Annotated in this window: 13 protein-coding genes; 3 read left to right on the forward strand and 10 right to left on the reverse strand. The window is 72.2% G+C overall.

The window, feature by feature from the left end; genetic code table 11:
* Positions 1–217: 217 nt before the first annotated feature.
* The 7 genes from ABD355_RS37480 to ABD355_RS37510 all read right to left on the reverse strand — a co-directional run bounded on the left by ABD355_RS37480 (position 218) and on the right by ABD355_RS37510 (position 7,179).
* Complete coding sequence (locus ABD355_RS37480) at positions 218–2,884, reverse strand: SpoIIE family protein phosphatase (RefSeq protein ID WP_344405506.1); 2,667 nt, start codon at positions 2,882–2,884, stop codon at positions 218–220.
* Positions 2,885–3,090: 206 nt separating this feature from the next.
* Entirely contained in the window at positions 3,091–3,549 is a 459-nt protein-coding gene (locus tag ABD355_RS37485; protein ID WP_344405507.1) for an ATP-binding protein, read from the reverse strand.
* Positions 3,550–3,619: 70 nt separating this feature from the next.
* On the reverse strand, positions 3,620–4,030 hold the full coding sequence (locus ABD355_RS37490) for a (deoxy)nucleoside triphosphate pyrophosphohydrolase (protein ID WP_344405508.1): 411 nt from the start codon (positions 4,028–4,030) through the stop codon (positions 3,620–3,622).
* Between the two features lie 19 nt (positions 4,031–4,049).
* Positions 4,050–4,250 (reverse strand): SPOR domain-containing protein, encoded by a 201-nt coding sequence (locus ABD355_RS37495; protein WP_344405510.1) that lies wholly within the window; start codon positions 4,248–4,250, stop codon positions 4,050–4,052.
* A 352-nt stretch (positions 4,251–4,602) separates the two neighbouring features.
* Entirely contained in the window at positions 4,603–5,355 is a 753-nt protein-coding gene (locus tag ABD355_RS37500; protein ID WP_344405513.1) for a GntR family transcriptional regulator, read from the reverse strand.
* Between the two features lie 147 nt (positions 5,356–5,502).
* On the reverse strand, positions 5,503–6,621 hold the full coding sequence (locus tag ABD355_RS37505; protein WP_344405514.1) for a DUF4190 domain-containing protein: 1,119 nt from the start codon (positions 6,619–6,621) through the stop codon (positions 5,503–5,505).
* A 111-nt stretch (positions 6,622–6,732) separates the two neighbouring features.
* A complete protein-coding gene (locus ABD355_RS37510) occupies positions 6,733–7,179 on the reverse strand; it encodes a MarR family winged helix-turn-helix transcriptional regulator (protein ID WP_344405515.1) in 447 nt (148 codons plus the stop codon).
* A gap of 137 nt (positions 7,180–7,316) precedes the next feature.
* Here ABD355_RS37510 and ABD355_RS37515 point away from each other — a divergent pair, with 137 nt between their 5' ends.
* The gene (locus ABD355_RS37515; RefSeq protein ID WP_344405517.1) at positions 7,317–8,297 is read left to right on the forward strand and encodes an SMP-30/gluconolactonase/LRE family protein; all 981 of its coding nucleotides are present in this window, start codon (positions 7,317–7,319) and stop codon (positions 8,295–8,297) included.
* Between the two features lie 189 nt (positions 8,298–8,486).
* Here ABD355_RS37515 and ABD355_RS37520 read toward each other — a convergent pair whose 3' ends face one another.
* Positions 8,487–9,311, reverse strand: a complete 825-nt coding sequence (locus ABD355_RS37520) for an SDR family NAD(P)-dependent oxidoreductase (protein WP_344405520.1) — start codon at positions 9,309–9,311, stop codon at positions 8,487–8,489.
* 106 nt (positions 9,312–9,417) lie between these two features.
* Here ABD355_RS37520 and ABD355_RS37525 point away from each other — a divergent pair, with 106 nt between their 5' ends.
* A complete protein-coding gene (locus ABD355_RS37525) occupies positions 9,418–10,383 on the forward strand; it encodes a LysR family transcriptional regulator (RefSeq protein WP_344405521.1) in 966 nt (321 codons plus the stop codon).
* Between the two features lie 84 nt (positions 10,384–10,467).
* Entirely contained in the window at positions 10,468–11,055 is a 588-nt protein-coding gene (locus ABD355_RS37530) for a Uma2 family endonuclease (RefSeq protein WP_344405522.1), read from the forward strand.
* An 11-nt stretch (positions 11,056–11,066) separates the two neighbouring features.
* Here the strand turns inward: ABD355_RS37530 and ABD355_RS37535 are convergent, their stop codons facing one another.
* Both ABD355_RS37535 and ABD355_RS37540 read right to left on the reverse strand, forming a co-directional pair.
* Positions 11,067–12,491, reverse strand: a complete 1,425-nt coding sequence (locus ABD355_RS37535; protein ID WP_344405523.1) for an ABC1 kinase family protein — start codon at positions 12,489–12,491, stop codon at positions 11,067–11,069.
* Entirely contained in the window at positions 12,488–14,758 is a 2,271-nt protein-coding gene (locus ABD355_RS37540; protein WP_344405525.1) for an anthranilate synthase component I, read from the reverse strand. Before ABD355_RS37540 ends, ABD355_RS37535 begins: the two co-directional genes overlap by 4 nt.
* Positions 14,759–14,845 lie beyond the last annotated feature (87 nt).

Raw genomic sequence — 14,845 nt, forward strand, 5'->3', positions numbered from 1 at the left:
GCCTGAAGGGACGCAGGGCTGTGCCGACATGCGGCTCCGCCGCGAAAGGGTGACCAGCCGCCCCCCCAAAGGGGCGCGGGGCTGCATGGAGTATGCGGCTCCGCCGCGATGGGGGTCCCCCCGCTCGAGCGAAGCCGAGAGTGGGGGAGCGACCAGCCACAACGCACCGGCAGTCGCCCGACGACAAGAACCCCGCACCCAATAGGCGCACCCCGGCTCAGAACAGACTCAGCAGCGCCTCCGCCGGATCCGCCAGCCCCGTCTCCCCGTCCGGCAGCGGCAGTTCGAACCACACCGTCTTGCCGCGCGGCGTACGGCGGGAGCCCCACGCGGCGCTCAGGAGGCCGACGAGCTGCAGGCCCCGGCCGCCCTCGTCGGTGTCGCGGGCACGGCGGCGGCGGGGCTGGACGAGGCCGGAGTCCCAGACCTCGCAGACCAGCGTGCGGTCCAGCAGCAGCCGCAGTCTTATCTCACCCTCGCCGTACCGCAGCGCGTTCGTGACCAGCTCGCTGACCAGCAGCTCCGTTGTGTCGACGAGGGGTTCGAGGTCCCAGGACACCAGCTGCCCGCGGGCGTACTCGCGGGCCCTGCCCACACTGCGCGGCTCCCGCGGCAGCGTCCAGTCGCCGACGGAATCGGCGGGCAGCCCCTGGACGCGGGCCATCAGCAGCGCGATGTCGTCCTCACCGTGGTGGGTGTCGAGGGTGTTGAGGACCTGGTCACAGACGTCCTCCAGGGGCGCGGAGGGGTCCGTGAGCGCACCGACGAACGCCTGGAGGCCCTCGTCCAGCGGATGGTCGCGCGATTCGACCAGTCCATCCGTGTAGAGCGCCAACAGTGCACCTTCGGGTAGTTCGACCTCCACCTCCTCGAAGGGCTCCCCGCCGACGCCCAGCGGCATCCCCGGCGGCACGTCGAGCATCAGCGCGTCCTCGCCGGGCTCCACCAGCACGGGCGGCAGATGCCCCGCGTTGGCGAACGTGCAGCGACGCGTGACGGAGTCGTAGACCGCGTAGACACAGGTGGCGAGGTACACCTCCGAGAGGTCCGCCTCCCGGGGGCGGCGGGCCGCACGGGTGGCCTGCTGGACCCCGCCGGGGGCGCCGAGGCCCCGGGCGATCTCGTCCAACGCGCTCAGCACTTCCGCAGGTTCCAGGTCCAGGAGCGCGAGTGTCCGTACCGCCGAACGGAGTTCGCCCATCGCCACCGCCGCCCGCAGACCGCGGCCCATGACATCCCCGACCACCAACGCCGTACGGTGCCCCGGCAGTTCGATCACGTCGAACCAGTCGCCGCCGACCTCGCTGGGGCGGTCGGCGGAGGAGTTGCCCGGCAGATAGCGGCAGGCGATGTCCAGACCGGAGGCGACCGGGTCGCCCGGCGGGAGCAGCGAACGCTGCAGTATCAGGGCCCGCTCGTGCTCACGGCGGTACAGTCGCGCGTTGTCGATACAGACGGCGGCGCGCGCCGCGAGCTCCACCGCCAGATCCCGATCCCGGTCCCCGAACGGCTCGCTGCCCTTCGTACGGGCGAACTGCGCGAGTCCTACGACGGTGTCGTGGGCGACCATCGGCACGGCCAGCGTGGACTGGACGAGGCCGCCCTCCTCGGCGGGGACGAGCTGGGGGCGGGCGGTGCGCAGGGCGTCCGCACAAGGGGAGTTGAAGGGGTAGTGGTGGACCGCGCCGACGGCGACGGGCGCACCGCCCCCGACGAACGGCGCGTCGGAGACCGCGCTGGCGAAGGCGACCCGGCGCAGCTCCGCGCTGCCGTCGGCGAGGCCCGGCGGGGTCTCGTCGCCCGCCAGCAGCCCCTGGTAGAGGTCGACCGTGGCGAGGTCGCAGAAGCCGGGGACGACGACATCGAGGAGTTCGCGGGCCGTGGTCTCCAGGTCGAGGGAGTTGCCGATACGGGCGCCCGCCTCGTTGAGAAGGGCGAGATTGCGCCGCGCGGCAGCGGCCTCGCGGGCCGCGGCGCGGCGGGAGGTGATGTCGGTTCCGAGCCATGCGACCCCGATGGGGCGCCCGGAGCCGCTGTGCACGCGGTACAGGTTGATGGACCAGTGCCGGCGGTCCTCGGAACCCGGCACGAAGCCCGTGACATGCATGTCCGTGATGGAGTTGCCGGTCTCCAGGACCCGGCGCAAGGTCGCCGCGACCCGCTCGGCCTCGGGCCGCTGCAGATAGTCGTGGACGCCGCGGCCGCGGTGGTCGTCGGGCGTGCCGCCGAAGGTGTTCGCAAACTGCTCGTTGACGCGACGGACCCGCAGGTCGGGGTCGATCAGGAGGAAACCGAAAGGAGATTGACCGAAAATCGACTGCGAGGCAGCGAGGTCGGTCTCGATGCTGCGCAGGGTGCGTACGTCGACCACGATGCAGACGGCGGCCTTCTCGCCCTCCTCGGTCCGCGTCGGCATCACATAGACCTCGGCGAGTCCCTCCCGCCCGCTCTCCCCCGCCGCCGCACCGGGCTGACGGAACGGGACCACTCCGGTCCACTCCCGCCCGTCGAGGATCTCGGCCATCTTGCGCTGACCCTGCTCCCGCAGGTCCGGGTCGATGAACGCCTCGATGGGGTCCATACCGACCGCGCGCTCGGCGGGGATCCCGAAGAGCTGCTCGGCGCGCAGACTCCACTGGTCGACGAGCCCGTCCGGGCCGATGGAGAAGGACGCGACCTTGATGTAGTCGTAGATGGAGCCGGGTGGACTGCTCTGCCACATGGCGTCACCGTGAGGCGTTCCGTCGGTCCCGTCGAAGGCGGACAGGCCCGTCCCGCCCGCCGTCCCGCTCGTCACATCGGCCGCGGCATCGCCCGCGGCCTCTGCCCTCGCGCCGTCCGACGGGTCCTCGGACTCCGTGGCCTTCGCTGGTATCTCGCTCACGCGAACCGTCCCCTCCAGCTCACCGCGTCCGGTACCGGTCACCGGGGGCGGCTGCCCGCAGTATCCAGCACTACGGCGCCGCACAACACGGTGTTCACGATCACAGCACGGTCCCGACGGTTTTCGGTCCCGGCTGCGACAACACTTCCAGTCTTCTAACCAGCCGACACCTCGTCGAATCCCGCTCGCCGGACACTGCCACCGGCTCAGCCGGGCAGGGCCAGTTCGAACCACACCGTCTTGCCCGCCTCGCCGGGCCGGGTCCCCCAGCGACGCGAGGAGTGGGCGACGAGTTGCAGCCCACGGCCGCTCTCGTCCTCGGGGCGGGCGACGCGTTCGCGCGGCGGGTCGGGGAGCGGGTCGGAGACCTCCACCAGCAGGACGTCCTCCAGGCCGGCGGGCCGTACGAGACGTACGCCGATGGGTCCGGTGGCGTGCCGCAGGGAGTTGGTCACCAGCTCGCTGACCAGCAGGGCCGTGAGATCTCCGAGGGCGTCGAGCTCCCAGGTGCGCAGCTGGCCGCGGACGGCGGCGCGGGCGCTGCGGGCGGCGCCCGGTTCCGCGGGGAAGCTCCACTCGGCGCAGTCGCCTTCTGTGTCGATCACGCCGATCACTTCCCAGGCCAGAAGCCCACCCTTGTCCGGTTTCGTGGGGTTAATGGGCACATACCCGATATCTGGGGCGGAGTACCGTCCACGGTCGGAGCTTGCTCCGCGGGGGGCCGGAGCCGCGTATCTACACGGCCCCGCGCCCCTGGAGGGCGGACAGCTCACGGACCGCTTCGACGTCCTGGTCCAGCCAAGGCACCGTCCACAGCTCGTCCCGAGTGAGCCAGCGCAGTTCGTCGTGGTCCTGCAGGGGCTTGGGGGCGGCGGAATCCGGGCACAGGCGGGCCGTCCACACCTGTAGGACGTACGGGGGCCTCAGGGGCCACTCGCCCGATACGCGGGCCACGGGGTCGGCGTGCACGCCGAGTTCTTCGTGCAGTTCGCGCACGAGGGCCGCCTCGGGGGTCTCGCCCGGTTCGACCTTGCCGCCCGGGAGTTCCCAGCGGCCGGCGAGTTCGGGGGGTGCGCTGCGGCGCGCGGCGAGCAGGCGGTCGCCGTCGAAAAGGGCGGCGCCCACCACCACGATCCGTTCCGTCATGCGGGGGAGCCTACGGGAGTCAGTTGGCCGCGGCTGATCCGTTCTGCCCGTTCTGGCCTATGCGCTCGACCCAGTACAGCTGCTTGTGCCCGCGGTCGTCCAGGCTGTCCGCGATCTTCTGGGCCTCGGCGCGGGTCGCGTACCGGCCCACGCGGTAGCGATTGCCGTTGTCGTCCTGGCGAATGACGAGCCAGGGAAGCGTGATCGTGCCGTCGTTCATCGCGCCCCACCGCTCCTTCCCACCCCGGCCCGCCCGCTCCTCGCCCGCGGTTCGTGCCGTGCCCCACCCTCTAAGGAAACCGCAATCCGCATATGCCCGAGCCTACGCCTTACCTTTACGCAGCGAACACGCCTTTTCACAAAGAGGTACGCAACCGGCCAGAACGAGGGGGGCGCACATACTCGAACGCGCCGCGCGCGGGCATCGACGCATCCGGTCAGCGGCATCACGGGCATGCGTGGGGCGACCTGCGAGAACGGCCAGATTCCAGCGACGGACCGACAGGTTCCGAGGGCGTGCGCAGAGGGTCGTGGCGAGGGGGCGGCGGGGTCAACTGCCGTAAAGGTGTGCGCTACTTCACTGGGAGGTGGTACGCCACGCGGTAGCGATCAGCGGGGATGACGACGTCGGCCGTCTCCACGGGGCGGCCCGAGGCGAAGAAGGTGCGCTGGATGACCAGGACGACATGACCGGGGACGCCGCCGAGGGTCACGAGTTCCTCGGCGAGGCCGGGGCGGGCGCCGACCTCCTCCGTGACGTTGTCCACGATCACGTCGATCGCCGCCATGCGCTCGACGACGCCCATGCCGCCGAGCGGACCCTCCTCGGGAAGCATCACGGGGGTGCGGCCGGTGACCGCGAGGGGCTCCCAGGAGGTGGAGAGCATCATCGCCTCGCCGGCCTCGCGGAAGACGTACCTCGTGCACATCACGCGGTTGCCGGGCTTGATGTCGAGCCGCTCCGCGACGGAGCTGCTCGCCTCGGCCTGGGCGCTGCTGGACTCCCAGGTGCCGCGCCCCTCGCCGTCGGCCTGCTCCTGCCGGAAGGGGGTCGCGCCGCCGGCCGGGCGGAACCCGGAGCGGGCCACGCTGCGGGGCACCGGGCGCTCACGGACGTAGGTCCCCGAACCGGAGCGGCCCTCGACCAGGCCCTCCGCCATCAGCACCTTGCGCGCCTCCAGCGCGACGGTGTCCGAGACGCCGTACTCCTCGCGGATTCTGGCCTGGGAGGGCAGTCGGGTGTGCGGCGGCAGCGAACCATTGACGATCTTCTTGCGGAGATCACCCGCGACACGCAGGTACGCCGGCTGCTCACCGAAAGTCACTGGCCGCTCCCATCAGGTTGTACAGACAGCAACAGCGTGGCAACCGTGGGTTGTGCCGTGCAAGCAAAGGCCAGAGAATCACTCGATGTGATGACATGTGCCCGCGGAGGGCTTTACGCAGGCACTTTCTCCCCGCTATAGCCGCGGTCACACCTCGAACTCGGAGGGCCCTGAGGAGCCGTTCCCGTCGTCGTCCGCGTCCTTGGACTCGGGCGGGGTGGCGTTCAGGCCCAGAGCCTTGCGGGCGGTGACGGCGCGGTCGGGTGTCGAGAGCGCCATGACGAGGTCGTAGTGCTGGTAGAAGCCGTTCGCGTCACCGGCCTTCGCGGCGTCCGCCCATTCCTGCCGGCGTGCCGCGACCTCCTCGGCGACCTTGGCGACCGGTGTCCGCGCACCGGCCGGCCAGGAGTGGGCGTGGAGCATCCGGGCCTCCTGGCTGAGCGCGGCCGACATCCGTCCGGCCCACTGGCGGTTGGCCCGCAGATCGTCGTCGGGGCTGTCCGAGGGCTGTCGGTCCAAAGCGGCGTTCTCGACGTCGACGGCCTTGAGGTAGGCGGCCTGGTCGGCGTCCAGGGTGTGCTCGTCGTTGCGCAGCGACCCCTCCATGCCGGCCTTCTCGTCGGTGTTGCCGAACAGGCAGGTGACCTCGCGGTCGCCGTAGCGCCAGCTCTGCCGGCTCGGCGTCAGGTAGTACACGTCGACGTCGTCGGGCACGGCCCAGGCGTCCATGGCGTAGCCGTAGCGCAGCGCGTAGCACCTGGTGTCGGCGGCGTCCGTGATCTCGCCGTCGCCGGGGTAGTCGGCGCCGCCCGGCATCCGGAAGGTGGCGAAGACCTCGGCGTCGTGCAGCCCGGTGCAGGGCACCTTGTCGATGTCGTAGGCCACGCCCTCCAGGGAACCGCTCGGGGCGTCGAAGCACTCGCCCTTGGTGAGGGAGTAGGCGCTGCCGTGGTCGCGCGCGGCGCCCTTCGCCCAGTCGCCGAACGCGGCGCCGCCGACCGGCACCGCCACCCACAGCACGAGCCCGAGACCGGAGAGGACCGCACCGGTCACGGCCATCGCGCGTCCCCGCTCGCCGGTCCTCCTGATCTGGCGCAGCGCGACCAGCCCGAGGAGCAGCCCGAGGGCCGGGACGCAGCAGAGGATGCCGAGCACCAGGGCGGCGATGGCGACCCCGTTGACCGGCGCAGGCGCGTTGTACGGGCGGTGACCCTGCCCCCAGGGCTGGTACGGGTACGGCCCGGGAGGCGGGGGTGGTGTGGACACGGCTGCCGTGCTCCTGGTTCGGACGACTGACGCACAGAACGGGCGTACGGAACTCGTACGACTGGGCGCATGGTAAGCGCGCGGTGAGGAGAAGAGGACCCCCTGCCTCCGTTACGCCCGCCCGCGCTCGGTCTCCAGCAGGGCCACGCACCGCCCCAGCAGCCCGGTCAGCGCCTCGCGTTCCTCGTCCGTGAACTCGGCGGCCAGGGCGCGCTCGACCCGTACGGCGCGGGCGTCCGCGTCGGCCATCACCGCGCGGCCCTCGTCGGTGAGACGGGTCTCCAGGACGTTCCTGTGCCACTCGTGGGGGGTGCGTTCGATCAGGGCGCGGTCCTGGAGGTTGTTCAGGACCGTGTTCATCGTCGGCGGGGTGACGCCGCACAGGCGGGCCAGGGCCGCGGCCGAGATACCGGGGTTCTCGGAGAGGTGCAGCAGCGCCGAGTACTGCGCCACCGTCACACCGGCCGGTTTGAGGACGGCCGCCTTGGTGGCGCTGAGAGCCTGTTCGGCCCGCTTGAGGTGGGAGCCGAGGCGCTCGGACACGGGCATGGACGTCATCTCCGCATGGTAGCGGCCCCATTCAACGATCCACATGCAGCCATCAGTTAATGCATTGACGAAGATTAGAGTTCTAATCTACGTTCAGACCCGCAAGGAAGTGAGTACCGAATCGACCCGAGACGAGAGGCACCGACGTGTCCCGTTCGATCCACCGCCGCACCTTCCTGACCACCGCCGCCGCGCTGGCCGGCGCCGTGGCGCTTCCGGCGACGGCCGCCCGCGCCGCCGCCGCACCCCGCATCAGCACCGCCTTCACGCTTCCCGAGGAGCGCGCCTATCCCGAAGGCATCGCGCTGGACGCGCGCACCGGCGACGCCTACGTCGGCTCGTACACGACGGGTGCGGTGTACCGGGCCGTGCGCGGCAGCCGTGCGGCCGAGGTGTTCCTGCCGTCCGGCACCGACGGCCGTACCACCGCCAACGGTCTGAAGGCCGACCGGGCCGGGCGCCTGTGGGTCATCGACTCCACCGCCGGGGTGGACGTCTACGACCTGCGCACCCGTGCCCTGCTCGCGCGCTTCACCGTCCCCGGCGGCGGCCCTTCTTTCGTCAACGACCTGGCGCTCGGTCCTGACGGCACGGCCTACCTCACCGACAGCTCCCGCCCGGTGGTCTACCGCGTCACCCCGGCCGACCTGGGCCGCGCCCACGGCGGCAGTGCGACACTCGACGCCGCCTACGACCTGAGCGCCGTGGCCCCCTCCGACGGGCTCTTCCTCAACGGCATTGTCGTCGACCCGTCGGGGCGGTACCTGCTCGCCGTCGGCATGACGGGCGGCGGCCTGTACCGGGTGGGTACCGCCACCGGATCCGTACGCCAAGTGGCTCTGAACGGCGGTGACTTGAAGCACGGCGACGGTCTGGAGCTGGCACACGGCACGCTGTGGGCCGCGCACAACGCCACCAACACCCTCAGCCGCTGGCGGCTGTCCCCGGACGGCACCTCGGCCCGCCTGGAGCGGCAGTTCACCGACACCGCGCTGCAGATCCCGACCACGCTCGCGCGCACCCACGGCCGGCTGCTGGTCGTCCGCTCACAGTTCGACAAGGGCGGGCCGATGGGGCAGGGGGTGCCGGAGGAGCCGTTCACCGTGGCGTGGGTGGACGGGATCTGAGGGCCGGCCCTGCGGCCGGATACGGGGCGGCACCGGAGAATCGCCGCAGCTCGTACCGGCTCGGTTCGTGCAAGGCCCGCGCCGACGCGTACTGGCGGCCTCGACAGCCCAGCCGCAGCCGCCCCTCGGTTCCAACTGCCCGAGCGGAGTTCGGGCCTCGGCGGGGGCGGGCGCCGGGCAGGAGGCGGTTCAGTCGCGGAAGCCCGTGCGGCGGGTGCGCTTCTCCCAGGCGAGGACGTCGTCGCGTACCTGGTCGAGGTGGTCGAGGACCGCACTCACACCGTCGTCGCCGAGCGGCAGGCGCAGCGGGGTCTGGCCCGCCTCCAGCGCGGCCAGGATGAGCGCCGCCGCCTTGGCCGGGTCGCCGGCCCGCTCGTCGAAGCCCGCGTCGACCATGGCGCGCGTGCCGCCCACGGTGGCGTACACCCCGGCGTCGGCGCTGGCCTGCGTCCCGTCGTACAGCGAGGTACGGAAGGCGCCCGGCTCGACGACGAGGACCTTGATGCCGTACTCGGCGACCTCGCCCGCGAGCGCCTCGGACATGCCCTCCAGGGCGAACTTCGTCCCGCTGTACGCCGAGAAGCCAGGGTACGAGGTCTGCCCGCCCATGCTGCTCATCTGCACGATCGCGCCCGAGCGCCGCGAGCGCATGTACGGCAGTACGGCGCGCACCAGGGCGGCCGGGCCGAAGACGTGCACGTCGAACAGGGCGCGCAGCTCGTCCTCGGTGGTCTCCTCGAAGGCCCCGACATGGCCGCGGCCGGCGTTGTTGACCAGGACGTCGATCCGCCCGTGCCGTGCCACCACGTCCCGTACCGCCGGTTCGGCGGCGGCCGTGTCGGCGACGTCCAGGCGCAGCGCCTCGACCTGGTCGGGGTGGGCGGCCACTAGGTCGTCCAGCCCCTCGGGCCGCCGCGCGGCACCCACCACGACGTCACCGTCGGCGACGGCCGCCTCGGCGATGGCCCGCCCCAGTCCGCTGCCGGCACCGGTGATCAGCCACACCTTGTTCACGAGAACCCACCCTCTCCGAGCAACGCTCCGAGTGCCTCCCTGGGCAACTCCTGAACCAGGCTGCTCCTGTGGCGAGTTGCCCGTCCAAGACCTACGGTGACAACCGATGGCTATGACGGCGGACGTTCATGTGCGGGACCTGCGGTACTTCGTCACGGTCGCCGAGGAGCTGCACTTCACGCGCGCGGCCGAGCGGTTGTACGTCTCGCAGCCCGCGCTGAGCAAGCAGATCCGGGCGCTGGAGCGGCAGTTGGGGGTGGAGCTGCTGCGGCGCGACCGGCACGGCGTGGCGCTCACCGCGGAGGGCGCGGCGCTGCTGCCGCACGCCCGGCGGGTGCTGGAGGCGTGGGCGCAGGGTACGGCCGTGGTCGCTCAGGCGCGGGCCGCGCAGCGCAGCACGCTGGTGGTGGGCATGAGCACCAGCCCCGGCCGCGGCGGTCTGCTGCCCGCGATCCGCTCCCGCTTCACCGCCTCGCATCCGCAGGCGGCGGTCCGTCTGCGCCAGGTGAGCTGGGACGACCCGACCGCGGGCCTGGCGGACGGCGACACGGACATGGCCTTCGTCTGGCTGCCCCTGCCCGGCCAGGAACGCTACGCCTGGACGGTCGTCGCCGAGGAACCCCGCCTGGTCGCCCTCCCCGACTCCCACCCGCTCGCCTCCCGCCCCGAGATCGACTTCACGGACCTGGCCGAGGAACCCTTCCTGGCCCTCCCGAAGAGCGCGGGCCCGCTGCGGGACTACTGGCTGGCCGTGGAGGAACGCGCGGGCCGGCTCCCCCGCATCGGCGCGGAGATCGCCAGCACGGAGGAGACGTACGAGGCCCTGGTCGCGGGCCTCGGCGTCTGCCTGGTGGCGGTGGGCAACGTCCCGCTGATCACCCTGGGCGGCGTGGTGACCCGCCCCGTCCGAGGACTCGCACCCAGCCGGTACGTGCTGGCCTGGCGAAAAGGGGACCACAGGCCGCTGGTACGGGCGTACGCGGATGCCTGCCGCCGGGTGACGGAGCGGGGCCGCGGAGGGCCCCGCCGCCCGTCGGGAGTGGCCACGAGCAGCCACGACGAGGGCGCGTGAACCTGCCCGGGACGAGCACAGGACGGGCAGTCCCCCGGCGACGATCTCGTGGCCCGCGCTTCGTCGAATCGCTACGGTCGAGCCATGACCGCACTGCCCGACTGGATGCGCCCGCGGCGCGAGGAAGGCTGGTTCGCGGAGGACCTGGACCGCCTTCCCGAGGCACCCCGCCACACCGAGCTGATCGACGGAGCGCTTGTCTTCGTGCTGTCGCCGCAGAGGTGGTGGCACGGCCACCTCGTCACCATGCTCACCGTCGCTCTCATGGAGCAGGCGCCCGGCGATGTCAGGGTCGGCCGCGAGATGACCGTAAAGCTCGACGAGCGAAACCGGCCCGAGCCGGATCTGCTGGTGACGACGGCCGACTATGACACAGACCGCACCTGGTTCGCGCCGGACGAGGTGCGACTGGTCATCGAAGTCGTCTCGCCCGAGTCCGCGCACCGGGACCGGACGGTCAAACTGTGCAAGTACGCGGAGGCCGGCATCCCCCACTACTGGTGCATCGAGGACGAAGACGGCGCCCCTGTCGTCCACGTCCACGAACTCGACGAACCGACTGGGGTCCACGCGCCCGCCGGCATCTTCCGAGGCACCCTGAAGCGCCCTGTGCCGTTCGAGATCAGCCTGGACCTCGACAGGCTGACGCCACCGACGAGCAACCAGCCGTAGGGGCGTCGATGTCAGGGCCCGGTCGGCTGCTCCTCCGTGAAGCCCGGCAGCCAGCGGGACGCCTCGGCGCGGAAGGGGATCTCGCACTCCAGCTGGCACAGCACCGCCGTGGCCTGGCCGACCACGCGGTTGACCAGGACGTACGACGGCGGCAGGTTGAAGCGCCGCAGCAGTCCGCCCTCACGCAGGTCGACGGCCTGCACCACCTCCTCGCGGAGCCACTCGCGAGTGAAGCGATAGGTCTGCTCCGCCGTCGGAGTGGCGAGGGGCACCAGGAACGAGGCGAGTGCGACGGGGTCGAGAGGAACGCCCGGCGTGATGATGCCCTCCTTGACGAGTACCTCCTCGGCGGCCGCCCACTCGCCGCCCTGCGCCAGCCTGATCAGCGTGCCGAGCGCGGGCGGGAAACCGTCCGGCAGGTCCTTGACGGCACCGAAGTCGATGACGCCGAGCCGGCCGTCCTCGAGCAGCCGGAAGTTGCCCGGATGCGGGTCGGCGTGCAACCGGCCCGCACGCTCGGGGCCGGAGAACAGGAAGCGGGCGTACAGCAGGCCCGCGCGGTCGCGCTCGGCCTGTTCACCGTCCCGGATGACGGTCGCGACCGGGGTGCCGTCCAGCCACTCGGTGACGAGCACCCGCTGGGTGAAGGTCACCACGTCCGGGACCAGGATCTGCTTGTCGCCCCGGTAGGCGTCGGCGAAGGCCTGCTGGGCCGCGGCCTCCAGTCGGTAGTCGAGCTCGTCGGCGACCCGCTCCCGCAGTTCCCGCAGCATGGGCTCCACGTCCAGACCAGGGGCGACCACGGAGAACAGCCGGACCAGACGGCCGAGTTGGGCGTAGTCGCCGAGCAGCGCCTCGCCGGCTCCCGGGTACTGGATCTTCACGGCAACCCGGCGGCCGTCCTCCCACACGGCCCGGTGGACCTGGCCGATGGAGGCTGCCGCCGCGGGCGTGTCGTCGAACTCGGTGAAGCGGTCGCGCCACCGTGCGCCCAGCTCCTCGGTCAGTACGGCGTGCACCTGCTCCGCGGGCAGGGCGGGCGCGGCCTCCTGCAGGAGGGTCAGGGCGGCACGGTAGGGACCGATGACCTCGGGGGGCAACGCCGCCTCGAAGACGGAGAGCATCTGCCCGAACTTCATGGCACCGCCCTTGAGTTCACCCAGTACCCGGAAGAGGTGGTGGCTCGTACGGCGTTGCAGTTCGCTGGTGATCAGGTCCACCGGCTGGCCCAGCAGACGCCGACCGAACCGCATCGCGGACCTGCCCGCGAAGCCGAGCGGCAGCGAGACCAGCCGCGCGTTGCGCGCGAGGGGCGACCGTGGAATGCCACGGGCCGCACGGTCACGGGGGTGTGGAACGAAGGGGTCCTGTCCGGGCTCTCGTTCCCGGCCCTCCTCGCGCCCCTCCCCCTGCGGAGTCGGGCCGGCCCCGGTCATCGCAGGCTCCCCGAGGTCGCGGCGGCCGGTACGGAACGGCCCAGGCCGGTCACGGCGTTGGCGATGAGGGCACGGCCCGCGCGCTCCGCCGACGTCATGATCGACTCCGGGTGGAACTGGACGGCCGCGATCGGGAGCACACGGTGCTCGACGCCCATCACCGTGCCGTCGGACGTCCGGGCCGTCACCATCAGCTCCGCCGGCAGCGTGCGTGTGTCGGCGTACAGGGAGTGGTAGCGCCCGGCGCGGAACCGGGCGGGCAGGTCGCGGAACACCGTTCCGCCGTCGCCGACCACCTCGACGGGCGACGGCTTGCCGTGCACGGGTCGCGGGAGGGTACCGAGCGTGCCGCCGAAGTACTCCACGATGCCCTGCAGACCCAGGCACACGCCGAACACCGGGATACCGCGCAACACTGCCCCGTCCAGCACGCCGGACATGCCGAAGTCCGCGGGGCGGCCGGGGCCCGGCGACAGGAGCAGCAGGTCCGGCCGCTCGGCGTCGAGCAGTTCCGCGGGGAAGCCCGCACGGTAGGTGACGACCTCGGCACCGGTCTGGCGGACGTAGTCGGCGAGCGTGTGGACGAAGGAGTCCTGGTGGTCGACGAGCAGGACGCGCCGGGGCGGCCCGGTGTCCGGGTCGGCGACGCCCCACGGCCGGGCCGACCCCGGCACGGCACCGCGCCCCGGCCGGCCGGCGGAGGCGTCCCGTGCGCGGGCCGGGCCCGACGGGTTCTCCACCGCGTCCAGCAGCGCGGACGCCTTGAGCTCGGTCTCGTCCTCCTCCGCCTGCGGGTCGGAGTCGAACAGCAGCGTGGCACCCGCCCGTACGGTGGCGACGCCGTCGCGGAACTGGACGGTGCGCAACGTGAGCGCGGTCTCCAGGCTGCCGTCGAAGCCGATCCGGCCGACCGCACCGCCGTACCAGCGGCGCGGGCTGCGCTCGTGCTCCTCGACGAAGGCGATCGCGGCGCGCTTGGGCGCCCCGGTGACGGTGACCGCCCACATGTGGGTCAGGAACGCGTCGAGGGCGTCCCGGTCGGCGCGCAGCCGGCCGCGGACGTGGTCGACGGTGTGGATGAGCCTGGAGTACAGCTCGATCTGACGGCGCGCCAGGACCTCGATGCTGCCGGGTACGCACACCCGGGCCTTGTCGTTGCGGTCGACGTCGGTGCACATCGTCAGCTCTGATTCCTCCTTCGCTGAGGCGAGCAGCGTGCGGATCTGCTCGGCGTCCTCCAGGGCGTCGCGGCCGCGGGCGATGGTGCCGCTGATGGGGCAGGACTCGACCGTGCGGGCGCGGGGGTCGACCCGGACGAACATCTCCGGTGAGGCCCCGACCAGGTGCTCGCCGTCGGCGAGGTTCATCAGCAGTCCGTACGGGGCCGGGTTGCGCTCACGGAGTCGGCGGAAGACCTGCGACGGCGGGGCGGTGGCGCGGCGGTGGAAGCTCTGGCCGGGGACGACCTCGAACAGGTCACCGGTCCGGAACCGCTCCTTGGCGCGGCGGACCAGCTGTGCGTACACGCCGGGCGCGTGGTCACGGCGGGTGGCCGGCTCGGCAGGCGGTCCGCAGGGTGCGTCGGGCGTGGCTCGGTCGAGGCCTGCGGTGCGGAGCCCGGCGTAGGAGAACTCGTAGCTGTGCAGGGTGGCGGTGCCGCGCTGCCGGTCGATCCGGAGGATGCGGTCCGGCAGGTGCAGCACGAGGGTGCGGTCACGCGGGTCGCGGTCCTGGTGCAGAGGTACGGGGTCGAAGCTGAGGGCGAGGTCGTAGCCGAACGCGCCGTACAGGCCCCACAGTTCGTCGTGGGGTCCGGCCAGCGCGGCGACGAGGGCGCGCAGCACGGTGAAGACGGAGGGCAGGCGGGTGCGCTCCTCCTCGGCGACGGGCCCTGCGGGCTGTGCGACGTCCACGGCGCCGAGGGTGGTGGTGACGGTGCCGGCGGCCTTGTCCCAGCGCGCGCCGTGCGGGGCAAGGGCCGCGGCGAGCGCGGGCAGCAGGACGCTGCCGCGTGTGTTCAGCGCGCGCAGCCGTACGCCGTCCTGGTCGGCGGTCACTTCGACGGGCGGGTCGACGTGGCCGAGGTCGTGCGGGTGGTAGCGGCCGGGCTGGTCGCAGCGGCCCGAGAGCAGCAGGCCTCGCCGGGTGTCCAGCGCGTCTTCCATGCGGGCCAGTTCGGCCTCGGCCCGCTGCGGGTCCAGCGGTTCGGTGAGGCGGGTCACCTCCAGCCCGATCGGGGTCGTCCACCGGTGTGTCGTTGCCGTCATCATGAGGTCCTTCTGCGTGGGTTCGCGGCGTTTCCTGGGCGGCCGGGGTCGGTTCCTGTCTTTCGGATCTCGCCGGGGCAGCGGTGC

Source organism: Streptomyces longisporus (assembly GCF_039532765.1).
Lineage (GTDB): Bacteria > Actinomycetota > Actinomycetes > Streptomycetales > Streptomycetaceae > Streptomyces > Streptomyces longisporus.